Genomic DNA, 23,262 nt, shown 5'->3' with positions numbered 1-23,262 from the left:
GTGGGGTTCTTCTACCGGCTTTCCTCAGAAGACGAGTTCACCAAGCGGCGGACGGCGTGCTACGCGCCGATCCTCGCGACCATCACACAGCCGTCGTCCTCGCGGTTGTCCTCACCGAATTCCTCGACGACCATACGCACGCACTCGTGCGCGTCGCGGGCTTCTGCGAACCTCGGTGCCAGCGCGAGCAGCCGGTCCGTGTCGCACTCCTCGGCTGCGCTCGTGCGCGTCAGTCCGTCGGTGTGCAGCACCAGCAGATCGCCGGGGAGGAGTTTCAGTTCGGCCTGCTCGTAGGCCGCGCCGGACGTCGCTCCGAGGAGCACCCCGTCCGGCGGCGTCAGGGCGCGCCCCGTCCCGTTGCGGAACAGCAGCGGGGCGGGGTGTCCTGCTTGCGCCCAGGAGAGGGTCCGGGAGGCAGGGTCGTAGCGGCAGCAGACCGCGCTGCCCAGGGCGGGCTGGACCGACGTTTCCAGCAGGTGGTTGAGATGCGTCATCAGCGGTCCGGGCCGGATACCGGCCACGGCCATACCGCGCAGGGCGCCCAGCAGCATCGCCATCGTCGAGGTCGCGGTCACGCCGTGCCCGGTGAGGTCTCCGACGCTCAACAGCGACTCACCGCCCGGCAGTTGGAGCGCGTCGTACCAGTCGCCGCCGATCAGTGCGCTGTTGGAGGACGGCAGATAGTGCGCGGAGACGTCCAGGGCCGCGGGTCCTTCGAGCGGGAACTGCAGCGATCCGCGCCAGGGCGGGAGCACGGCTTCCTGCAGCTCGACCGCGAGCCTGCGCTCGGTCTGGGCGAAGTGCTGCCGGCGCTGCAGCGAGTCACGGCTCTCGCGTACGGCCCGCTGGCTGCGGCGCAGCTCGCTGACGTCCCGGAGCACCGCCCACATGGATGCGGTGGATCCGTCGGCGTCGAGGACGGGCTCCCCCATCATGTGCACCGTACGGACCCTGCCGTCGGCCCGGACCATGCGGAATTCGCCGTCGATGGGCCGGCCGTCGACGAGGCAGTCCGTCACCAGGGAGGTGAGCAGTGCCTGGTCCTCCGCGAACACCATGGACGGCAGTTCGTCCAGGGACATCGGCCCGTTCTGCGGAGGGCGGCCGAGGATCTGATAGAGCTCGTCGGACCAGTTCACCTCGTCGGTGAGGAGATTCCACTCCGCGCTGCCGACCCGGCTGAGGAGCGAACCGGAGCGCTGGGCGTGGTCCGCCTCGTAATCGGCGAGATCGTCCTCGAAAGCCTCGACGGCATCTTGCGGTAGCCCGTCCTTGAGCTGACCCAGGTGCGAGCCGAGGTCGTCCAGATGGTGGACCGCAAGGTCGCACAGGGCCCGCTGCCACCGGCCCTGCGGATCGTCCTCGGTCACTTCCGAGTCCCGGCGCACGGCGTCGACGCCACCGCGCAGCCGGCGCGTCTGAGTGATCAGCGCATCGACGGTGCCGCGCTCGGGCGGCTGCGGGGCGGGACGGTCCGCGAAGAGATGGGACGGCATGTCGTACTCCGATACAGGCGCGGCCACTGCCAGGTCCGAATAGTGGACCGGTTACGACTGTTGCACAGGGAGCAAGGGCCCGTAAGGGATTCGGCAACACTCGATCCGGTGGTGCCTCTGGTATATGCCTCCGGCTGCCTGTCGCCTTGATTGTCAGGTGTGGGCCGATGAGTTCTGGGCATTGGTTCGGTCATAACCGGTGGAGAGTGCATGCGGCAAGTGCGTCGCAGGCCAAAGGAGTTGGAGGTGCGCCATGCGTTCGAATCGGCCCCCGTGTCCGTCCGCCGCGAGCCTCGATCGGGCCGCCGCGCACACCTTTGTACCGCTGCCCGAGCAAGGCTGGAGTCCGTTGTGCAACGCTGCCATCCTCTTCGAGGACATGGGTGAGCTTCTGCCCGACGGCCGGGCAGAGTCTCCTCTGCCCTCGACCGGACAGCGCGCATGCGCTGCGGCTTGAGAGGGTGAGGGTGATGGCCAAGGCTCCTCAGATCCGAATCCGCAGGCCCGTACGGCAGAAGCCCGCCCGCGACCTCGACCTGCGGACCCCGTCGGGACGGGTGCTTCCGTTCTGAGGGGGCGCCCGCCGCCGATCCGTCGCTGTCCGAGGTCAGGCGCTCTCAGGCGCGAGCGAGCGCGGCCGCTCCGAAGGAGACATCGAAGCGGTCGCACCAGATCGTGACGCTGGTGAACTGCTTCAGATCGAGGTCCTCCGGCAGGGCGTAGTTCTGGTCCCCCTTGTTTCCCTTGAGCTTGCCCAGGCTGAGGTACTTGCCGTCGTCGAAGACGCGCCAGCCCGCAACGCCCTCCTTCACCGCGGCATCGGTGATCCACACCCGCAGATCGGGTCCGTTGCTGGTATCGAGGTCCTCCAGCCGGAGGGCGCGCGTCCCGTCGGCCAGCTGCAGGACCCTTACCGAGCCACTCGTGTTGTGTTCATGGCTGATCAGCTCGCCGGTGGCAAGGGTCCGGGGCGCCGAACCGGCCGGCTGCGCCGCCGGGTCCCCGGCACCCGTGCCGGCTGCCGCCGTGGGGACCGCGTCCTTTACGGTCTCGTCCATCCACAGCTTCCACGGCTGGAACCAGTACAGCCCCACGCCGGCCACTGCCAGCCCGACGGCCAGCACCGTCACGCCCCACGGCCTGCCCAACCACGTCCGTACGCGCCCCACCGTCGTCTCCTCACATCCGCCGATCCCCACGCGACCGGTCCCGGCCTCAATTGAACGGGATCGCGGGCCGATTGGCGTGCCGAGCCTGATGACGAAACTCTTACGTCGAGCAGACCGGTCAGACGGTGCCGAGCCCGCCTGCCCGAGCCTGCCTGCCGAGGCGACCGCCGAAATCGGCCGGCCGGGGCCATTGTCAGTGGTGGGCGGCAGTATGAGAGCCATGACGACGACACCTGCCGCTCATGCCGCTGCCGCCATCCTCGACGACGCAGCCGCGTACGCCGAAGCGGTCGCGACCGCCACCAAGGCCGCTGCCGCGTACTACGCGACGGGCGAGAGCACCCTGGACGACGACGCGTACGACCGCCTGGTGCGCGGTATCGCCGCGTACGAACAGGCGCACCCCGACGAGATGTCGGCCGACTCGCCGACCGGGCAGGTCGCCGGCGGAGCAGCGGTCGGCGATGTGCCCCACACGGTGCCGATGCTGTCGCTGGACAACGTCTTCTCCGCCGAGCAGCTGCTGGCCTGGACCGCTTCCGTGGAGCGCCGGATCGGCCGGCCGGTCGGGCAGTGGAGCGTCGAGGCGAAGCTGGACGGCCTGGCGATAGCAGCGCGCTACGAGGACGGCCGCCTCGCCCGGCTGATCACCCGCGGCGACGGCAGTGCGGGCGAGGACGTGTCGCACGCGATCGGTACCGTCATCGGCCTGCCGGACCGGCTCGCGGAGCCGGTCACGCTCGAGGTGCGCGGCGAAGTGCTCATGACCACCGCGCAGTTCGAGCAGGCCAACACGGTCCGCACCGAGCACGGCGGGGTCCCGTTCGCCAACCCGCGCAACGGCGCGGCCGGTACGTTGCGGGCCAAGGACCGCGAGTACACGGTGGAGATGACGTTCTTCGGCTACGGAGCGCTGCCGCTGCCCGCGTCCGGCGCCGAACTCGCCGAGCGGATCAGGGAGTGGCCGCACAGCGAGCTCATGTCCTACGTCGCCGGGCTGGGCGTACACACCGCCGAGACCACCCCGGTCGCGCCCCGCACGCTGACGGCGGTCGCCGAGGTCCAGGCCCGTATCGAAGAGATCGCCGCCCTGCGCCCCGAGCTGCCCTTCGGCATCGACGGCATCGTCATCAAGGCGGACCGCGCCGCCGACCAGGCCGCGGCCGGCTCCGGTTCGCGGGCGCCGCGGTGGGCGATCGCGTACAAGCTGCCCGCGGTGGAGAAGGTCACGACCCTGCTCGGCGTCGAGTGGAATGTGGGACGCACCGGCATCATCGCGCCCCGAGCCGTCCTGGAGCCGGTGGAGATCGACGGATCGACCGTCACCTTCGCCACCCTCCACAACCCGGCCGACATCACCCGCCGCGACCTGCGCATCGGTGACCAGGTGATGGTCTACAAGGCGGGCGACGTCATCCCCCGTATCGAGGCGCCCGTCGCCCATCTGCGGACCGGCGACGAGCAGGTGATCGTCTTCCCCGAGGTGTGTCCGCAGTGCGGCTCCGGCATCGACACCTCCGAGCAGCGCTGGCGGTGTGTGCGGGGACGCAACTGCCGGCTGGTGGCCTCCGTCTCGTACGCCGCCGGACGCGACCAGCTCGACATCGAGGGACTCGGTGCCACCCGCGTGGTCCAGCTCGTCGACGCGGGGCTCGTCGCCGACTTCGCCGATCTGTTCACGCTCACCCGGGACCGGCTGCTGGACCTGGACCGGATGGGGGAGACCAGCACCGACAATCTCCTCGCGGCCATCGACGGGGCGAAGGCCCGGCCGCTGTCCAGGGTGTTCTGCGCGCTGGGCGTGCGCGGCACGGGCCGCTCCATGTCCCGCCGTATCGCACGTCACTTCGCGACCATGGAGCACATACGGGCCGCCGACGCGGATGCCTTGCAGCAGGTCGAGGGCATAGGTGTCGAAAAGGCCAGAATGGTGGTCGCCGAGCTCGCCGAACTGGCTCCGCTCATCGACCGGCTCACTGCCGCGGGCGTCAACATGACCGAGCCTGGCGCGACTCCGCCCGTCGAGCCAGGAGACGCCGCAGCCCGGGACGGCGAAGGCGGACAAGACGAACACGCGGCAGACGGAGGCCCGCTGGACGGTATGACCGTCGTGGTCACCGGCGCCATGACCGGAGCCCTGGAGAAGCTCTCGCGCAACCAGATGAACGAACTCGTCGAGCGGGCCGGCGGCAAGTCCTCCTCCAGCGTCTCCAAGCGCACGTCACTGCTTGTCGCCGGTGAAAACGCGGGATCCAAGCGGGAGAAGGCCGAGCAACTGGGCACCCGGGTCGTAGGCCCCGACGAGTTCGCCGAGCTGGTTGCCGACTTCCTCGACCGGACCGGCTGACGGCCTGGACGCCCACCCGCGGAGCCTCATCGCGTCGCGGACGTGGCCGTGCGCCTTCGAGCCACAGATCGCCCAGAAGCGGCAGCGGCGCCTGACCGGCGTCGACGAACTGGCGCTCTCGCCGTCCGCGAAGGGCCTCACCCGGACAGAGCTGTCAGCAGGTCGACACTCCCCCGACACTCGCCCAACGGGCTGGATTCGGACTCGACCGGGCATGAAGCCCCACCACCGATGTACAAGATCACGTTACAGGTCGAATGTCTCGGAAACGGCAACACCACGTTCGACCTGCCCGACTACCGCGGATACCTGTTGCGCGGCGTGGACGACTACACCGGGCGCGACCCTGACGCGGGCAGCCGGACCGCGGCGAACCAGGGGGGAGCCGCCGGCGACAAGGCCGGTTCGGTGCAGAACCACGCCGCCGCCCTGCCTGCGACCACATTGTTCACGCTGGGCAGCCCCGGCCCCCACAGCCACTCGGTTTCCGGCGTCCCCACCGACAGTTCGTCCACCGCCGTGGCCGGCTCGCACAGGTCCATCTGGAACCGCGACAGCGTGGACACCGACTCCGCCGGAGACCATCACCACAGCCTCTCAGGCGGCGACACCGAGACCCGCCCGGTGAACGCGTACGTCAACTTCCTCATCCGCTGCCAGGCCTGACTCACCGGGACGAGCACGTTTCTTGGTTCGGATGGCGGGCTGACGGCCCGCTCGTGTGCCTGCTCGCAGGCTCGCTCAGCCGCTGCGCCCCAGTGCGTCGCGGCTGAGAAAGGCCAGCCGGGCCCGCTTCTCCGGCTTGTCGATCTCGGGTCCGAGCACGAAACCCGCCCGGACAAGGCGCTCGATGGCCTTGCTGTTGCGGGCGTCCGGCTCGACCACGACCCGCTTCCACCGCGGATCCGCCAGCACATAGCTGAGGAACACGGTGAGGAGGCCGCCGGTGAAGCCGCGCTCCGCACTGCCTTCGGCGGGACTGATCAGCAGATGGACCCCGTAGTCGCCGGGCTGTACCTCGTAGCACTCGCCGACCGGGTCGGCGTCCGGTTCGTAACTCTGGAAGAGCGCGACCGGCACGCCGTCCCGCTGCACCAGAAAGGCGTGGTGGGTGGTGAGCGAGTCCAGATACTCGTAGATCTCCAGGACCTGATCACGGCTGTGGCCGCTCATGCCCCAGAACCGGGCCCGTTCCCCGGTGACCCAGCCGTGGATCAGATCGACGTCGGCGGCAGGGTCCACCGGGACGATGCGGACGGTCCCGAAGCCCTCGACGTGCTGCTCGTGCACGGCCTCGCGGGGGCGGGTGGCGGATTCAGAAGTCACTTGTCTCCTCGGTCAGTTGAGTCCAGTCGGTGATCACGGGAACGAGTTCCCCGCGCAGCCACAGCGGCAGCTGGTCCCGGTGGTGGGCATCGCCGGGCACCCCCGACGCCCCGAACGGAACCACCCAGCGGCTGTCCTCCCGCCGTGCGAGGTCCCACACATAGCGGGCCGCCGGTCCCCGCGAGCTGCGGTCGGTGATGCCCGGAACGCTCGATGTGGACAGCACACAGTCGTGGTCACCGGACAGCCCCGGCCAGACCTCGTGCGTCGGGTCGGGCAGCGCCTGCCACGGTGCGAGCCGGTGCGTCTCACCCCACGCCGTGGGCGTACGGCCCTCGGCGGCCACCTCCTCGACGGCGGCCCGCACCAGCTCCGGCCGGTCGATCCCGGGCAGGGCGCCGGTCGTCAGCAGCGTCTCGAGCGCGAACGCGACCCGCGGGACGAGCGCCAGCCAGGGCAGGAACATCTCCGGGTACCCTGAGGGCTCGGCAGGCCGTGCCAACGCCTCCAGTGCCGGATCGGCGGCCAGTCGGTGCACCACCGCCGAGCGCAGATCGGCGTACGCCGCCGCGTCCGTACTCCCGGCGTCCATCCGGCAGTCCCAGCCCAGCAGCCGCCCCCGCAGCTCCGATGCCGCCTCGCTCAGTCCGTCCAAGCCGCCCAGCAGCTCCAACAGGGGCCGGGAGGACGCCAGTTGGGTGTCCATGTGTACGGCGGCCATGTCCTTGGCCGACCGGGCGCCCGGCTCGTCCAGCAGGCGGCGTATGCGGTCGGCGCGGTGCGGTGGCGCGAACTCGACACCGAGGGGTTCGGCCAGTCCGCGCTGGTTCGCCATCACCGCGACGCCGTCGACCGCCTCGCGCGGCAGCGGCGAGTACCAGCCGCACCATTCGTGTCCCGGCTCCCAGGCCGGTACGACACGCAGCCGGTTGTCCTGATGCCGCAGCGGCACCCGGCCCGCGACACGGTGCAGCAGACCGCCCTCGGTGTCCGCGGCCTGTACGACATTGACGGGCTCGGCCCATCCGTCGAACGCCCGGTCCACGTCGGCGACGGTCCGGGCGCGCAGCAGCGCGGGCAGGGAGCCGAAGCCGAGGTCCCCGCTCACTCGTGGGGGAATGCGGAGGCTGATCGCCGCCGTCTCGTCCGGGCCGCCGATCACGACGGGCCCGCGCTCGGTCTCGATCACCTCGATCTCGACGGGGTCGGCGCCCGCGACCTCGATGGTCTCGGTATGTACGGAGGTGAGCCGCCAGCCCTCCGTGCCGAGCGCTTCCACTTCCGTGCCGCGTCGTCGGAGCCGCTCGGCGTAGAGGTCCTGGTAGTCGGCCATGGCGTTGGTGATCGCCCAGGCCACCGACCCGGTGTGCCCGAAATGCGGGGTCCCCGGGATGCCCGGCACGGCCAGCCCGACCACGTCGAACTCCGGGCAGGACAGATGGATCTGCTGGTAGATCCCCGGGTCCTCGATGAAACGGTGCGGGTCGCCCGCGATGAGCGCAGCCCCGGTGACGGTCCGCTCGCCGGTGACGAGCCAGCCGTTGCTCCCCGAGGTGCCGGGCCCATCGGTGGCGAACAGCTCGATCGCCTCGTCACCGAGGGTGCGGGCGACCTCCTCGCGCCACAGCTTGGTGGGGAAGCCCGCGAAGAGGATGTGCGTGCCGAGCCAGATCCCCAGCGGTGTCCACGGCTCCCATCGCCCGGGAGCCAGTCCCGCGACAGCGAATTCCGGGGCCCGTCGCGCCCCGTCGGCAAGGCCTGCGTTGACCCCGTCGACGTACTTCGTGATCCAGGAGGCGGTGTTCTTGTCGAGGCCGCGGAAGCAGCGCCGGGCGGTGTCGTCCAGCCGGGCCTGCCGGGCGAAACGGTCCCAGCCGACGGCGTCCACGCCGAGAAAGGCGGCCGTGGTGCCCTGTGACCGGTGCCGGTCGACCTCGATCTGCCAGGCCCGGTCCACGGCGGCGTTGCGCCCCTGGGCGAAGGCGAGTTCGCCGGCGCTGTCCGCCCGCAGATGCGGGATCCCCCAGGCGTCCCGGTAGATCTTTGTGCTCACTCTGCTCCTCGACTTCTTTAGGTTAGGCTGGCCTAACTTAAGCGACGGTTGCCCGGGAAACAATCCCGGGCCTGTGGGGAGGAGTGCGTGGTGGGTCACGGCTGGGAGGGCGTCGTCCTCAAACTGATGCGCGGCAAGGACTTCGAGTTCACCGTGACGGGGTCCGAGGAGGTCACCAAGGACTTCCGGCGGGTGCACTTCACCGACGGCGGCATGCTCGCGCTGACCGGCGTGCACCCCACCATGTGGGTCCGCGTGTGGTTCGAGAACGGCGGCAAGCCGCATCAGCGGGCGTACACCCTCGTCGATCCCGACCCTGCCGCCGGGACCTTCAGCCTGGAGTTCGCCCTGCACGAGGGCTGCGCGAGCGACTGGGCGCGCAAGGCGCAGCCTGGCGACATGATCGAGGCGACGCTTCAGGGCACCGGGTTCGCCGCGCCCGACCCGCTGCCGACGCGGCTCTTCGTCATCGGCGACCCGGCCTCGCTCCCGGCGATCAACTCACTGCTCGACGCGCTCCCGGAGGTGCCGGCGACTATCTGGTTCGAAACGACGCACGCGTCGGACCACGACCTGCCGCTCCGTCTGGACGCGGCCCACCACGACCTGCGCAGCGTCCCTCGCCGCGACGCCGGAGCCCACCTGGTCGACGAGGTGAAGACCGCCCTGCCGTCCCTGCTCGACGGCGCGGCCGACGCGTACATCTGGATCGCCTGCGATACGACGACGACCCGGGCGCTGACCGCGTACGTACGCAAGGACCTGGCGATCCCCAAGGATCGTGTGAACGCCCTGGGTTACTGGCGCACAGCGGCCTGAGGTCGGCGAGGCGGTTGGCACGTACCCTGGCGCGGTGACGACCGCCGACCTGCTGCAGCGTGCGCTGCACCACACCGACGACCCGCCGCTGCGCCCGCTGCCGGAGCAGGTGGCCGACCTCCTCCGGCGCCTGGACGCCCCGCCGCGCCTCGCGGCGCATCTCCGCGCCGTTCACGATGTCGCGCACCAACTCGCCGACTGGACGGAGCGGCGGAACCCGGCGCTGTCCTTCGACCGGGAGGCCGTTCTCTTCGGGGCTGCAACGCACGATGTGGGCAAGACCATGTACGTCGCCGAACTCACCGGCCCCGGCTCGGAGCACGAGGAAGCAGGGCGCCGGCTCCTGCTCGCCGAAGGGTTCGCCCCCCACCTCGCCCGGTTCGCAGGCACCCACGCGAGGTGGACCGACCCCGAAATCGGGATCGAGGATCTGCTGGTGAGCCTCGCGGACAAGATCTGGAAGAACAAGCGCGTCCAGGAACTGGAGGATCTGCTGGTGGCGCGGCTGGCCGGGGCGAGCGGCGGGGCGGCCTGGGAGGAGTTCCTGGAGCTCGACGAGGAGCTGGCGCGCGTCGGTGAGGGCGCCGACGGGCGACTGGCCTTCCAGGCTTCGTACCCCGTGCACGGCTGAAGCCGAAGCCCGAAGCCCGAAGCCCGACGCCCGAAGTCCACGCCACAGCGTTGAAGGGCCGGCCTCAGGATCCGTTGTGCGGTGTGACTTCCGGATTCGCCGCCGACGGGCCGTTGAGCAGCGGCTGCGCGATGCCCCGCAGGTGCAGGTCGAAGAAGGCCCCGACGTAGTCGCGGTGATCTCTCCCGCGTGCCGCCCGGGCAGCGGCTCGGAGGAGTCGTTCAGTCCCAACTGCGCTCCGAGCACCGGGAGATCGACTATGACAAGGCGGTCGTCCGTGCCGCGGTGAGCAGCCCACCGTACGCGTCGCAGACGTGCCGGACGACGGGCCGTCTACCGTGGTGGCATGACCCCGAACAGCCGGCCGGCCGGCGCCGAAGAGGTGCGGATCAGGCGGGCGACGGCCCGGGATGCGAAACGGCTCACGAAGCTGATGCGTCGCTCCCGTGCGTACGAAGGTCCTTACGCGCCGATGATCGCCGGATACCGGGTGGGCCCCGACTACATCGAGACCCACCGGGTCTTCCTGGCCCTCGGCGAGGACGAAAGACTGCTCGGTTTCTACGCCCTCGTCCTGTCCCCACCCGAACTCGACCTGATGTTCGTCGCCGACGCCGCGCAGGGACTCGGCATCGGCCGCCGCATGATCGAGCACCTGCTGGGCGAGGCGCGCGATGCCGGGCTGGCAGCCGTCCGTATCGTCGCGCACCCGCCTGCCGAGGGCTTCTACCTCAGCGTCGGGGCGAAACGGATCGGCACCGTGAGCGCGAATCCGCCCGCGGTGATGTGGGACCGGCCCGAGATGGTCCTCCCGATCGGTTGACGCCGCCCGCCCGCGCCATCCACCCCACGTGAGCCGTCAGGGGCAGCGTCAGTCGAGCGCGTGGACGAGCTGAGACGTGAGCTCGTACCGGGCCCCGACGATGGCGAGTTCCCCGGCGGCAACCTTGGCGGCGAGGTCGGGCTCCGCGGCGAGGCGTCGGCGGACGAGTCCGGCATTGCGGTTGACGGTCGAGTCGACACGGGCGTCGCCGTGCTGGCTGTAGTCTATCGCCGGACGTATCTGATCGGCCAAGTACTGGATGTGCGCGGGCAGTTGTTCGCCCGATTCATCGGCGTGAACCGCCGCGGCGACCGCGCCGCAGGACTGGTGCCCGAGAACCAGTATCAGGGGTATCTCCAGCTCCAGGACGCCGTACGCGATGCTCCCGAGGACGGCTTCGTCCAGCACCTCGCCTGCCGAGCGTACGGTCAGCAGGTCGCCGAGCCCCTGGTCGAAGACCAGCTCCGGCGGTACGCGCGAGTCGATGCACCCCAGGATCACGGCGAAGGGGTGCTGGCCGGACACCAGGGCGTTCCGCACGGACCGTGACTCGTGCGGGTGTTGCTGATGGAAGGTGCGCCAGCGCCGGTTGCCCGCGGCCAGCTCGTCCAGTGCCTGCCAGGGAGTGGACGGCCGGGGACCGGAGCTCGTCGCAGGGGGCGCGGCTGACGCCGGAATCGTCCCGAGCGCAAGGCCACCGGTGGCTGCCGCGCTGCTCGCGACTGCTGCCCGTAGAAACGTACGACGTCCTGTACCGGTTCGCAGATGATCATCTCGCCTCAGCTTCACCGGGGAAACGTATCTCCCGCCGACGACACGGCGTTGATGTTTGGCCATTGTTTACAGATCGTTGAACAGACCCGGACGGTCTCACCAACAGCCTTCGCCGAGAACGAGGTTGGCACTCGCTCTTTCAGGGGATCACGGCCTGTCGCCACCTCGTTTCGGGGCCGAGGTGGCCACGATGCCAGCATGATCAACAACAGTCGTAGCACCGCACGGAACCGTCGGACGGTGGTGATTGCTCTGGGGCTCGCGCTGCTCACCGCGCCGGCAGCAGCAGCCGCCGACACCGGCGCGCCACCCGCACCAACAACCGCACCCGCACCAGCACCCGCACCAGGTCCCGCCACCGAGCACCGCGTGTCCGCATTCCTGGACAGCATCCGCGACCGGCCGCAGGACCTGGCCGCGTTCTTCCGCCAACTGCCCAAGGGCGGAGACCTGCACAGCCATCTCGCCGGAGCGGCATCGACCGAGCTGCTGATGGACCTGGCCGTGACGGACGGTCTCTGCATCGAGAACGGCACCCAGCGCGCCCTCGCGCCGCCATGCCCGGCGAACAGCCGGCCCGCCGCCGACCTGCGCACCGATGCCGAGTTCCGGCAGCAGGTCCTGCGCGCCTGGTCGATGCAGGACTTCACACCGGGAGAGGAGTCAGGACACGACCACTTCTTCGCGACCTTCGGCAAGTTCGGCGAGGCGTCCTGGCGGCATCCGGGGAAGCTGATGGCCGAGGTGGCGAACACCGTGGCCCGGCAGAACCAGTTCTACCAAGAGCTGATGATCACCCCGAACAGCCCGGGGGCCAACGCGCTCGCCGACCGTGTCGGCTACGACGCGAACCTGCCCCGGATGCGTCAGAAGCTGCTCGCCGACGGCGCCATGGACCAGGTCGTGCGCCAGGCGCGGACCGATGCCGACCAGGGCCTCGCCGAGTTCCGGGCCACCGCCCGCTGCGACAGCGCCAAGCCGGACCCGGGCTGCGCGGTGCCGTTCCGGTTCATCTCGCAGGTCTCGCGGAACAGCGCTCCCGAGCGGGTCTTCACGCAGATGGTCGTGGCCATGGAGCTCGCCGAACGTGACCCCCGGTTCGTCGCGGTGAACCTGGTGCAGCCCGAGGACGGGGCTGTATCGCTGCGGGACTACAGCCTGCACATGCGGATGCTGGGCCATCTGCACCGCGTCTACCCCCGGGCGCACATCACCCTGCACGCCGGTGAACTCGCCCCCGGCCTGGTCAAGCCCGAGGACCTGCGCTTCCACATCGCCGAGGCGGTGAACGTCGCGCACGCCGAGCGCATCGGACACGGCGTCGACATCCGGCACGAGGACGGAGCGGACGGACTGCTGCGGTCCATGGCCGAGCGGCGGGTCGCCGTGGAGGTCCCGCTCAGCAGCAACGACCAGATCCTCGGCGTCTCGGGCCCCGAACACCCCTTCCCGCTCTACCGGCAGCGTGGTGTCCCGGTCGTGCTCGCCACCGATGACGCGGGTGTCTCCCGCATCACCATCAGCGACGAGTACCGGCGCGCGGCCACGACGTACGACCTGTCCTACCGGGAACTGAAGGACCTGGCCCGCGCCTCGCTCGAGTACGCCTTCCTGCCGGGCCGCAGCCTGTGGCGCACGCCGGACGGCTACCGTCCGGTGCTCGAGTGCCTCGCCGAACGGCCAGGCAAGCGTGAACCGGGCCGTCTCTGTGCGGCGTTCCTCGCGGCCAATGAGAAGGCAGTGGTGGAATGGCGGCAGGAGGCCGCGTTCACAGCCTTCGAGCAACGGGTACTCGCGTCCGCCCGGGGCCAGGCGCGGTCATAGGGCGTGTTTGAGAAGTCCCGGCTGCCCCGCGGCGCCTGGCACGCGCACTCGCGATGTTGTCGGAGCCGCCCAAGTACGTCCAGTACGAGGGCGATCCTCCGCCTTGCGATTGCACGCACCAGACGCCGCAGGGCCCGCCCTGCGGGCGGACGGCGCTACTTCTCAAACACGCCCTGGCACGGCTCAGACAGTGAACGGCCGCTGCTGAAGGAAGTCGTCGCCCGGCCGGCCCGCCACGTAGAAGTTCGGGCTCTGCGTGGCGGGCATGCGCTGGAGGATGTCGCGGTGGAACGCGCGATAGCCGCCGCGGAACGCCCCGCTGCCCCAGACGTCCAGCAGAGCCCCGGTGAACGCGCCGTTGACCGGGCCGTCGGAGGAGAGCTGGTTGTCCTGGCAGCCGGAGACGAGGAGCGCGCTCACGTCCCCCTCGCCGCCGTCCTGCGCGGCGATTCCCCGCTGGATCTCCTGGAAGAATTCCTTGTCCCGCTGGTAGATCTCCGCCTGCTTGGCGACCGGCATGAGCCGTGAGGTGTTCTCGATCTCGTTCGGGTCGCGGGTCTGGAAGTGCTCCTGCATGGCCTCGGAGCTGAGGACGTCCCGTACTTCGATGCCGCTTCCGCTGTGGCAGGAGTCCAGGAAGGCCAGGATCCGCACGCCCTCGGCGAAGCGCCCGAACTCTCTGTGCAGCTCGTCGTCGAGGAACTCACGGTCGAAGAGGACCAGGGTCTCGTCGAAGTCGTCCGGTTCGTTGTCCGAGCCCTTGGCGTTCGGCACCTGCCCGCCGTGGCCCGAGTAGCTGAAGAGCAGGATGTCGCCGCTCTTCAGCTTCTTGGCCGCCTTGCGCAGCTCTGCGGTGATGTTCTCTACGGTGCCGTCGGGGGTGAGCAGGGTCGTGTCGCCGAACCCGGCCTCGCGCGCCAGCTGAGCCATGTCGTTGGCGTCCTGCTCACAGGCGACGAGCTCGCCGTCCCAGCCGCCGTACTTCGCCGGGTCGACCTTGTTGAGTCCGATGTGCAGGGAAAGGCCGGTGGCCATGGGTGTCTCCTCGCGCGTGGGCTGCGGGCATCGCCGGGATGTGTTCCGTGGCCGGCGGGCGTACGAACCCGGCGGCGGCCCCTACCGCCTGAACGGTCCTCCTCGAGGTGACGAATGGCGGTCATCTCGCCCCGACCCAATACTGACAGTGACCGGCGCCCGACCGTCGCGGGAGGCACGATGCAACCCAGGGTCATTTACGTCCACGGCAATGGGAACAAGGTCCGCTCGGAACTGCTCAAATCTCAATGGGACAACGCGCTGTTCGGCCGGGACATGGCAGAGGCCTCGCGCATGGCGTACTGGGCTCCGCTCCGGTACGAGACGCCCTTGCCCGATTTCCGGCCCGACCCCCTGGACGGCGGGCCGGACGGAATCGAGGAGATGCCGCCACCCGCGGCCTTCGGCGCGCCTGAGGAGTTCGTCGCGGAAACCCTCGGCGAAGCCCGCGCGGACGGCGGTGGCGTCCCGCCCGAGGGCGTTCCCGGCACCGGTGAGCGGCCGGACGCCGCTCTGGGCGACTGGCTGCGTGACATGACCTATCTCGCGGACACCCTCGCCGAGACCGAGGAGGCCGGGGAGCAGGGGCCCGGAACCGAACCCCTGCCCGAGGCGCTCCCGCTGCCCGCGGCGGCTCGGAAAGCGGTGTTCCGTACGCTCGTCAAGCACACGTTCAGGGACGTCTACGCCTATTTCTTCGGCGGGATGGGACAGGCGATTCGCGACGTGGTCGAGGAGGCGCTGGACTCTCTGGACGGGGCCCCGGTCGTGGTCGTCGGCCACAGTCTCGGGTCCATCGTCGCCTACGAGGTGCTGACCGAGCAGAAGCGGGAGGTCGAGCTCTTCGTCACCGTCGGATCGCCGCTGGCGATCACCGAGGTGCAGGACAACCTCCAGCTGCGGCCCGCGGTGCCGGCCGGCGTGCTGGCCTGGCGCAACGCCTCGGACCTCCGGGATCTGGTGGCACTCGACCACACACTCAGACCCGAGTACGCGCCACCGGACCGGGTCACCGACCTGCTCGTGACCAACGACAGCAAGAACCACCACGGCATCACCGAGTATCTGGGAAATTCGCAGGTCAGAGATTCGGTCCAGCGGATGTTCAACCGTCTTGCGTGAGTGCAAACTGGGTGGAAGCATGACAAGTAGGAGTCAGTCCGTCTCATGCTCCCCAGGGACTGCCGGGTAGGTGCGGAATGCCGTTGGCGGAAACGGAATGGGATCTCGTCACCATGTGGGTACGGGAGTACCTCCTCGACACCACCGACCCCCACAACCAGCTTTCCCATAGCGGATTCTCCTCGGAATTCATCGGCGCGCTGCCCCTGACGGCGGTCAGCGCCGAGAACGCCCGCGCGCTGGTGCGGGCCTCACGCAAGGACATCCAGCGGCAGCTGGAACTCATCGAGGCCGTCGCCGCGATCGACAGACTGGCCGTACTGCCGGAAGTCGCGAAGGCCCTTGAATTCCGGGACCGGCTCCGCGAGGACGGCCGCACCCACGCCTCGAAGGACAACTTCCGCACCTGCGTCCTCAAGAACGGCACCGAGGTCTTCATCGACCGCCAGAGCCTGCGGGAAACGCTCCGCGGCTTTGTCGAGGACCCCGAAAAGTCCGTGCTGCTGGTCGACGGCGACCCGGACAGCGGCAGGTCGTACACCTACAACCTCATTCGCCACATCGGCCAGCACAGCGGATTCCGCCCGGCGAGAGTGACCCTGTCGCGTACGTCCACCGCCGACAAAGTCGTCCGGCGGCTGGCCGAATTCGTCGCCGACCCCCGCGCGGGCATCTCGCCGCTGAACCCCACGGAGCTGAATGACCCGCTGCCCTCGCTCGACGACGCCGTGCACCGGGTGGTCGGGCGCGCGACAGCCGCCGAGGACACCTACTGGCTGGTCCTCGACGAATGCGACAGGCTCGACCCCAGCTCCGATGTGTGGGACTTCATCGGACAACTCGCGCTCGCCATCTACGAACACGCCGCTGTACGGGGCGACCAGGCACCCCGTCTGGTGCTGCTCGGCTACGGGCCCGCGATGCGCCAACTGCCGTACGACCTGCGGGGAAGCCTGAGCCGGGACACGGCCCGCGTCGCCGAACGGGCCGATCTGCGCAACTTCTTCGACCAGTACTTCCACGAATCCCCTCCCGGCTTCCTCGGTGCGGGGCAGTCCGGCGACGCCTCGATCGCCGAGCTCGTCGACACGGCCGTCGACGAGGTACTGAGGGCCGCGCAGACCGATGGCAACGGCGGCGAGAGCTACATGCGGAAGATCTGCACGGCGGCGGAGGGGGCGATCCGTGTCTACCGATCCCTCTGAGGCGCGGGAGATCTTCACCGCGCGGCTGCGGGAGGAGCTGCGGGCCGGCGAAGACCACCCGGAGACCGTCTCGGACCCCCGCCGGGCCTATCGGGAAGCGGGTGCCCTGCTCACCCGCTTCGATCCGATGCTGCTCCGGCTGCCCGGTGAGGAGCGTGCGACCGGCGGAGCGGTCCTGGAGCTGCTGGACGACTGCACGACCATGGGGATGCGGGAGAGAGCGGCATGGACGCTCAAGTCCGATGTGCGGGAAGGGGCGTTGCGCGGGCTGGCCGGTCCCGGCGCCGCCCGGCTGGCTCTGGAGTGCAACGCCGGGCAGTTCCCGGCGGAGCCCAGCCCTGAGCACATCTGCCTTTCCTACCTGTCCGGCAGCCCGCCGCGGTGGGCGGACCGGACCGCCGACGAGCTGGGCGACATCCTCCAGTCGGTGCTGTGGCTCTCGCTCGTGCCGGGCATGAACGGACTGCCGGACGCCGGGGAACTCCAGCACACCCTGGACCGGGCCAGACTTTTCCAGCCCCTCGAACGCCTCGTACGGGGAGCGTTTCAGGGACGCACCCATGAACTCGACGAACTGCGCGGCTATGTGGGCATGCCCGTCGAGTCCGCCTCAGCCCGCCTGAAGCAGGCCGGGCGCCGCCTCAGTACGGGCACGCACCACGCGCCAGTACCCCCACTGGTGATCCACGGGCCCGGTGGCATGGGCAAGAGCACGCTGCTCGCCAAATTCCTCCTCGACAGCAGCCACGATCACACCCCCGAATTCCCCTTCGCCTACATCGACTTCGAGCGGCCCACGCTCTCGATCCACGAACCGGTCACCCTCATCGCCGAATCGGCCCGGCAGCTCGCCATCCAGTACCCGCCGTGCCGTACCGAGCTGGACGCGCTCGCCGAGGAGTGCCAGCAGGCGGCGCGCAGCCAGCGCGAGGGCCAGGAGCGGGTGACCCAGCTGCACCAGCTCGCCACCACCCGGACTGTCCTGGGGCGCCGTTCCTCGCAGGAGTTCCAGCTGCTCGCAACCGAGCGCGAGACCGATCTCATCCGGCGGGTCGCCGAAGTGCTGGTCCGGGCGGTGGCGGCGGCCGGTCAGGACCACCCGCCGTTCGTGCTGGTGATCGATTCGTTCGAGGAGGCGCAGTACCGCGGATCACCGGTGATGGGCAGGATGTGGGCGATCTGCATGGCGCTCCAATACGTGTACCCGCGGCTGCGGGTCGTCGTCTCCGGGCGCGCTCCCGTCGACCATCCGGCGAAGACCATGACGTCGCTGGACATCGAACTCCACGAGCTCGATCCGCAGGCGGCCGTCGGCCTTCTGCTGTCCTGCGGCGTCACGGATCCCGACATGGCGGGGGCGCTCGCGGACAGGGTCGGCGGCCACCCGCTCAGCCTGAAACTCGCCGCACGGGCCGCCACCCTCGCCGGCGGCGAGGCCGACCGCATGGGCGATCTCATCCGCAGCCTGCCCGCCCGGCGCCACCACTTCTTCCGCCGCGTCGACCAGATGCTCGTCCAGGGCATCCTGTACGACCGCATCCTCAACCACCTCGCCAACGAGGACGTACGCCGCCTCGCCCATCCCGGACTGGTGCTCCGCGTCATCACTCCCGAGATCATCAAGGATGTCCTCGCCGAATCCTGCGGTCTGCGGGTGGAGACCCTCGACGACGCGCGCCTCCTCTTCGACGAGCTCTCCCGCCTCGACCTGGTGGAGCCGGCCGGACCCGAGGCCGTGCGGCACCGCGCCGACGTACGCGCCATCATGCTGCGGCTGCCGGGGAGCGACCGCACCGACGTGATGCGTACCGTCGAGCGGCGCGCGGTCGAGTACTACGCCGGGCGGGGCGGGCTGGAGGCGCGCGCCGAGGAGATCTACCACCGGCTGCGGCTCAACGAGAACCCGCGCTCGGTGCAGGAGCGCTGGCTGCCCGGGGTCGAGCGGTTCCTGGTCGGGGCGCAGCAGGAGATGAGCCCCAGGGCCGCGGCCCTGCTCGGCGCCAATCTCGGCGGAGGGGCTGCCGACCAGGTCATGGCGGGCGCCGACCAGGAGGACTGGGAGCGGCTCGCCGCCCGCGAGGTCGAGGACATGCTCGCGCAGGGCTTCACCGAAGCGGCGTTCGACCGGCTCGGGGAGCGCCGGCCCTGGGCTCCGTGCAGCCCTCTGCACTCCCTGCTGGCCGAGACGTTGAACCGGCTCGGGCGAGGGGAGGAGGCCCGCACAGCGGTGTCGGAAGCCACCGGCCGCGCGGAGGGCGCGGGATGCGCCGAGCGGCAGCTGGAACTGCTGCTGCTCTCTGCCCGGCTCGCGGAGGAGGCCGGAAATCTGGAGAGTGCCGGGCGCGAGCTGCGCCTGGCCGAGGACGTCGCGGTCGGGCTCGGGCAGGATCTCGAAGCGATGGGCGCGCTGCTGGCGCGTGCCCGGCTGGTCGCCGGAGCCGACGTCCCGGATCCCGAGGTCGACAGCCAACTCGCCCTGCGGCTGCGGTTGTTGCCCGATGCCGTCCTCGTCGACCAGCCCGTTCTCGTACGCGCCGTCGCGTCGCAGATCTACGCACAGGATCCCGAGGTGCTCGACCACGCGCTGGACGTCGTGGGGCTGCCGGCCGACGACGAGGCGCTGGACATCCTCGGCGAGGCGATGCGCCGTGCGGTCGCACACCGGCCGGGGCTGCTCGGCGCCCTGATGGAGATCCTGGACGAGGCTGCCGGACCGGCCCGGCAGCAGGCGGGAGCCGCGCCCTCCAGCATCACCGGGATCCTGCGCCTGGCCCGCGACCGCGGCACCCTCGACGAACTCGCCCGGCGGCTGCTGACCGTCACCGACGAGAGCGGTGAGATCGCGGCCGGGGTGGCCGCCGCGATGCGCGCGGGCGCGGGCGGGCGTCCGGCGAAGCGGCCCCGCACCGCCGCAGCGGCCGAGCGGGTCCCGGGCAGCGAAGGGAACGGCCCCCCGCGGCCTGATCGCCCGTGAATGCCTACCTCTCGCCGGACGAGATCCTGCGGGTGCGCGATGCCGCCCTGGAGACCGGACTCGCCGACCCCTCGGTCCGGCCGCTGCTGTTCGACGGCATCATGCCCAAGTACCGCGGCACACTGCCGCTGCTCGCGGCGCCCGGACGGCAGGTGCACTCGGACCTGAACGAGATGAACCGGGTGGAGCGGCTCGTGGACGGCTCCGTGCCGCTGGAGTTGTGGCTGCGCAACGCCGTCGCCCAGACGACGGAGGCCGCGGCGCTCGCCGTCCTCCAGCGTGCCCTGGACGATGTGGCGCGGAAGGCCGGCGGCGAGCCGGATGTCATGGCCGGGGTGCCCGTCCCGGAAATCAAGGAAGAGATCGTTCATCGCGACGACACTGTCCCTTTCGGCTTCCTGCGGGGCGGCGATCTGGCCGGAACGTCGGTCGCCCGCATCAAGGTCCCGCCTTACGAGGGCGGCGCCCCGCTGCAGCCGAACGGTTTCCCGCACTCCGGCACGGGATGGCTCATCGCCCCCGCCCTCCTCATCACCAACCACCATGTGGTCAACGCCCGGACCGGCACCGGCGCGGGGCGTCCTGTGGCCGAGGACAGCGATCTGCGCCTCCAGGCACAGCACACCCGCGCCCGGTTCGACTACGACACGGACGAGGTGGAGACGGAGGAGGCCCCCTTCTCGGAACTCGTCGCCGCGGACCCGGAACTCGACTATGCGGTCCTCCGCCTGGCCGCCGGGCCCTCCCGGCCGGTACTGAAGCTGGCGGGGAAGTCGCTGGCGGTCGCCAACGGCGACTACGTGGCCGTCAACATCATCCAGCACCCGGGCGGACAGCCGAAGCGCGTCGCCCTGCGCAACAACCTCGTCTACGAAGCGGACGAGCGCGATGTCCGCTACTTCACGGACACCCGCGGCGGATCCTCCGGGTCGCCCGTGTTCACGGACGACTGGAAGGTGGTCGCGCTCCACCGGGGGACGCGACGCGTGGAGAACGTGGCGTTCCAGGGCAACACCACGGCCTTTGTGAACGTCGGCACCCAGATGAACACCGTCATGCGCCACCTGGAGGCCAACCACCCCCTGATCCATGCCGAGATCGAGGCGGCACAACGCGACTGAGGAGAGCCATATGCGCAGCCGTAGCAGGTCACCGGTGGCGACCGGCCCCGAGCAGGTCTTCAGGGACCTTCGGGAGGTCGCCCAGCGGGTACGGGACGGTCTGGCACGGGAAATCCCCGAATCGTCGGAGGAACTCCCCGCGGATGAGCTGCCCGCGGGGCAGATTTCCCGGTTCGCCCGGCAGGAACGGGACCGTGTGCTGTCGGCGGGCGCCGTCGGTCTGGAGAAGCTCGCCGAGGGGCGCGCCGACGAGATCAGCGACGACGAGTCCTTCGGCATGGAAGCGATCGTCCTGCTCGAAGGCAGACCGGCCATCCTCGTCCAGAACCACGACTTCACCCCGCAGGAAGGCGACTGGGCGGTCCTCGACGGCCACCGCGCCGCGATCCGCGAGTCGATCGCGCGCGTCGGCCGGGTCGAGGTGACCGGTCACTCCAGTCTGGACTGGATCGGCACGGCCTTTCTCGTCGGCCCGGACGCCGTCATGACGAACCGCCATGTCGCGGCGGAGTTCGCCCACGGCGACGGCACCGGCTGGACCTTCCACGAGGGCATGAGCGCCGAACTCGACATGGGCGAGGAGTACGGCGCCGTCCCCGAGGACCGCGGACCGGCCTACGAGGTCAGTGAGGTGCTGGGCATCCACAGGGACGTCGACATGGCCCTGCTGCGGGTCTCTCCCGCCGCCGGCGGTCCGCTGCCGACCCCCCTGGCCGTGGCCGGGGACGCGCCCGCCGACCTGCCCGGACGTCCGGTGTACTGCGTCGGTTATCCCGCCGCGGACGGCCGCCGCAACGAACCGGAGTCGATGCGCAGGATCTTCATGGACATCTACAACGTCAAGCGCCTCCAGCCCGGCACCACCACGGAGCTCGTGCCCGAGCAGGCCGTCATCAAGCACGACTGCTCCACCCTGGGCGGCAACAGCGGCTCGCCGGTCTTCGACCTCACCGACCATCGCGTTCTCGGCCTCCACTTCGGGGGCCGCTACGGCTTCGGCAACTACGCCGTACCGCTCTGGCAGTTCGAGGACGATCCCCTGCTGCGCCGCGCCGAGGTCAACTTCGTCTGAACCCGCCGAGGAGCCGGGCCGACGGGTCGATGCGTACTGATGTGCGGTGCGCCCCGGCTGTCCGCTCGCGTCCCGCGCCGCGAGGGATTGCTGCCGTGGCTCGTTCAGGCCGTGGCGGCCGCCGTTTCCGACTGGGCGGTGATCATCCGGTGGAGGCGGTCGGCGGCCGCCCGCCCGAACGCCGGGTCGTTGATGTGGGTGTCGAAGGTCTGGAGCTCGACCTCGCTGTCGTTCAGTCCCGCGCAGAGTTCCGCGACGAGCGCGGCGTCGGCCTGTGGGTCGTGGTACGGACCGCTGGAGATCCCGAGGGTCGACAGGCCGCGCAGGGGAGCGAGGACGGCCGTGGGGCCGGTCGCGGTACGGAGCTTCGCCGCGATACGGCGCCCCAGTTCGGCGCACTCCGGCGCCGTGGTGCGGATGACGGTGATGGACGGGTTGTGGACGCGTACGAGACGGTCGCGGAACTCGCCGGGGAGGGTGTCGAGCGGACCGAACTTCACCATGTCCAGTGCGCCCAGGCTCACCACCTGAGGCACCCCGGCGCGGCCGGCGGCCTCCAGGCGGTCGGGGCCCGCGGTCAGGATGCCGCCGACGAGATCGTCGGCCAGTTCGCTCAGGGTCAGATCCAGTACCCCGGCGAAGAGGCCCTGTGCGGCCAGGGCTTCCAGCGAGCGCCCTCCGGAGCCGCTGGTGTGGAACACCAGTACTTCGTAGCCGAGTTGAGTCAGCCGCTCGCGCGCCGCATCGACGCCCGGAGTGGTCACTCCCGCCATGGACGCCGCCACCAGCGGCCTGCCCCGGGCGAGGAGATCCTCTGCCCGGACCGCTCGCGGTGCGCGGGCGAAGCCCTCGGCCATTCCCGCCATGGCGTCGGCGGCGTTGGCGAGCAGCGGGGCGGAGATCCGGTTGACTCCCGCGATGTCGACGACGCTGTACATCATGGTGAGGTCCGAGGCTCCGACGTACGGGGCCACATTGCCCGAAGCCATCGAGGAGACCATCAGTTTGGGCACGCCGAGCGGCAGTGCGCGCATCACCTGGCTCGCCATCGATGTTCCGCCGCTGCCGCCGAGGGCCAGTACGCCGTGCAGACGGCCCTGTGCGTACAGATCCAGCGCTATGTTCGTCGCGCCACGAGCCATTGCCGCGACGGCTGCGCCTCGGTCCTGCCCCTGGAGGTGGACGAGGTCCGTGCCGGCGGCGCGGGCCACCTCGGCGTGGGTGATGTCAGGGCGCACCACCGGCTCGCCCATGACGCCGGTGTCGATGAGGATGGTCTCGATGCCGTGCCGGTGCAAGTGATCTCGCAGCCGGCCGTATTCCGTTCCTTTGGTGTCCAGCGTGCCCACCAGTGCAACGATTGCCATATCAATTCATATTCATGGCCCTTTGCGCGCGGGGCAAGGGCGTAGTCCCTGGTTGATGCGGGTGAGCGAGACTTCGGCCACACGTGGGAACCGTTCGCGATCAG

General features: G+C 70.2%; 19 protein-coding genes. 12 read left to right on the top strand and 7 right to left on the bottom strand.

Features of this window, described 5'->3' with window-relative positions:
* Positions 1–59 precede the first annotated feature (59 nt).
* The gene (locus SLUN_RS02985) at positions 60–1,496 is read right to left on the bottom strand and encodes a PP2C family protein-serine/threonine phosphatase (protein ID WP_108147036.1); all 1,437 of its coding nucleotides are present in this window, start codon (positions 1,494–1,496) and stop codon (positions 60–62) included.
* Between the two features lie 253 nt (positions 1,497–1,749).
* On the opposite strand from SLUN_RS02985, the gene SLUN_RS40825 reads away from it, so the two are divergent.
* Positions 1,750–1,953, top strand: a complete 204-nt coding sequence (locus SLUN_RS40825) for a DUF5999 family protein (protein ID WP_108147035.1) — start codon at positions 1,750–1,752, stop codon at positions 1,951–1,953.
* Positions 1,954–2,113: 160 nt separating this feature from the next.
* On the opposite strand, the gene SLUN_RS02975 is transcribed toward SLUN_RS40825, so the two are convergent.
* The gene (locus SLUN_RS02975) at positions 2,114–2,665 is read right to left on the bottom strand and encodes a DM13 domain-containing protein (protein ID WP_257153644.1); all 552 of its coding nucleotides are present in this window, start codon (positions 2,663–2,665) and stop codon (positions 2,114–2,116) included.
* A gap of 220 nt (positions 2,666–2,885) precedes the next feature.
* Between SLUN_RS02975 and ligA the strand changes: the two genes are divergently transcribed.
* Both ligA and SLUN_RS39875 read left to right on the top strand, forming a co-directional pair.
* Positions 2,886–5,012: an NAD-dependent DNA ligase LigA gene (gene ligA / locus SLUN_RS02970; protein ID WP_170146547.1), complete on the top strand. Its 2,127-nt coding sequence runs from the start codon at positions 2,886–2,888 to the stop codon at positions 5,010–5,012.
* A 231-nt stretch (positions 5,013–5,243) separates the two neighbouring features.
* Positions 5,244–5,678 (top strand): hypothetical protein, encoded by a 435-nt coding sequence (locus SLUN_RS39875; protein WP_108147033.1) that lies wholly within the window; start codon positions 5,244–5,246, stop codon positions 5,676–5,678.
* 75 nt (positions 5,679–5,753) lie between these two features.
* Here the strand turns inward: SLUN_RS39875 and SLUN_RS02960 are convergent, their stop codons facing one another.
* Both SLUN_RS02960 and SLUN_RS02955 read right to left on the bottom strand, forming a co-directional pair.
* A complete protein-coding gene (locus SLUN_RS02960) occupies positions 5,754–6,338 on the bottom strand; it encodes a GNAT family N-acetyltransferase (protein WP_108147032.1) in 585 nt (194 codons plus the stop codon).
* A complete protein-coding gene (locus tag SLUN_RS02955) occupies positions 6,328–8,391 on the bottom strand; it encodes a penicillin acylase family protein (RefSeq protein WP_108147031.1) in 2,064 nt (687 codons plus the stop codon). Before SLUN_RS02955 ends, SLUN_RS02960 begins: the two co-directional genes overlap by 11 nt.
* Before the next feature lie 90 nt (positions 8,392–8,481).
* Here SLUN_RS02955 and SLUN_RS02950 point away from each other — a divergent pair, with 90 nt between their 5' ends.
* The 3 genes from SLUN_RS02950 to SLUN_RS02935 all read left to right on the top strand — a co-directional run bounded on the left by SLUN_RS02950 (position 8,482) and on the right by SLUN_RS02935 (position 10,664).
* A complete protein-coding gene (locus SLUN_RS02950; protein ID WP_108147030.1) occupies positions 8,482–9,210 on the top strand; it encodes a siderophore-interacting protein in 729 nt (242 codons plus the stop codon).
* A 34-nt stretch (positions 9,211–9,244) separates the two neighbouring features.
* Entirely contained in the window at positions 9,245–9,841 is a 597-nt protein-coding gene (locus tag SLUN_RS02945) for an HD domain-containing protein (RefSeq protein WP_257153643.1), read from the top strand.
* Positions 9,842–10,187: 346 nt separating this feature from the next.
* Entirely contained in the window at positions 10,188–10,664 is a 477-nt protein-coding gene (locus tag SLUN_RS02935) for a GNAT family N-acetyltransferase (protein WP_108147028.1), read from the top strand.
* A 48-nt stretch (positions 10,665–10,712) separates the two neighbouring features.
* Here SLUN_RS02935 and SLUN_RS02930 read toward each other — a convergent pair whose 3' ends face one another.
* The gene (locus tag SLUN_RS02930; RefSeq protein WP_254708370.1) at positions 10,713–11,447 is read right to left on the bottom strand and encodes a carbonic anhydrase; all 735 of its coding nucleotides are present in this window, start codon (positions 11,445–11,447) and stop codon (positions 10,713–10,715) included.
* Positions 11,448–11,636: 189 nt separating this feature from the next.
* Here SLUN_RS02930 and SLUN_RS02925 point away from each other — a divergent pair, with 189 nt between their 5' ends.
* The gene (locus SLUN_RS02925) at positions 11,637–13,262 is read left to right on the top strand and encodes an adenosine deaminase family protein (RefSeq protein ID WP_108147026.1); all 1,626 of its coding nucleotides are present in this window, start codon (positions 11,637–11,639) and stop codon (positions 13,260–13,262) included.
* Positions 13,263–13,445: 183 nt separating this feature from the next.
* On the opposite strand, the gene SLUN_RS02920 is transcribed toward SLUN_RS02925, so the two are convergent.
* Positions 13,446–14,297 carry a caspase family protein gene (locus tag SLUN_RS02920; protein WP_108147025.1) on the bottom strand — a complete coding sequence of 284 codons (852 nt, stop codon included), beginning with the start codon at positions 14,295–14,297 and terminating at the stop codon, positions 13,446–13,448.
* Between the two features lie 180 nt (positions 14,298–14,477).
* Here SLUN_RS02920 and SLUN_RS02915 point away from each other — a divergent pair, with 180 nt between their 5' ends.
* The 5 genes from SLUN_RS02915 to SLUN_RS02895 all read left to right on the top strand — a co-directional run bounded on the left by SLUN_RS02915 (position 14,478) and on the right by SLUN_RS02895 (position 21,791).
* The gene (locus SLUN_RS02915) at positions 14,478–15,419 is read left to right on the top strand and encodes an alpha/beta fold hydrolase (RefSeq protein WP_108147024.1); all 942 of its coding nucleotides are present in this window, start codon (positions 14,478–14,480) and stop codon (positions 15,417–15,419) included.
* An 83-nt stretch (positions 15,420–15,502) separates the two neighbouring features.
* Positions 15,503–16,624, top strand: a complete 1,122-nt coding sequence (locus SLUN_RS02910; protein ID WP_108147023.1) for a hypothetical protein — start codon at positions 15,503–15,505, stop codon at positions 16,622–16,624.
* A complete protein-coding gene (locus SLUN_RS02905; RefSeq protein ID WP_257153642.1) occupies positions 16,605–19,598 on the top strand; it encodes an AAA family ATPase in 2,994 nt (997 codons plus the stop codon). Before SLUN_RS02910 ends, SLUN_RS02905 begins: the two co-directional genes overlap by 20 nt.
* The gene (locus SLUN_RS02900) at positions 19,595–20,719 is read left to right on the top strand and encodes a trypsin-like peptidase domain-containing protein (RefSeq protein ID WP_108147021.1); all 1,125 of its coding nucleotides are present in this window, start codon (positions 19,595–19,597) and stop codon (positions 20,717–20,719) included. Before SLUN_RS02905 ends, SLUN_RS02900 begins: the two co-directional genes overlap by 4 nt.
* Before the next feature lie 10 nt (positions 20,720–20,729).
* Positions 20,730–21,791, top strand: coding sequence for a trypsin-like serine peptidase (locus SLUN_RS02895; RefSeq protein WP_108147020.1), 1,062 nt, complete (start codon positions 20,730–20,732; stop codon positions 21,789–21,791).
* A 104-nt stretch (positions 21,792–21,895) separates the two neighbouring features.
* Here SLUN_RS02895 and SLUN_RS02890 read toward each other — a convergent pair whose 3' ends face one another.
* Entirely contained in the window at positions 21,896–23,158 is a 1,263-nt protein-coding gene (locus tag SLUN_RS02890; RefSeq protein WP_108147019.1) for a Tm-1-like ATP-binding domain-containing protein, read from the bottom strand.
* Positions 23,159–23,262: the final 104 nt, after the last annotated feature.

Source organism: Streptomyces lunaelactis, from assembly GCF_003054555.1.
GTDB lineage: Bacteria > Actinomycetota > Actinomycetes > Streptomycetales > Streptomycetaceae > Streptomyces > Streptomyces lunaelactis.
This window is presented reverse-complemented; position numbering and strand designations above follow the sequence as displayed.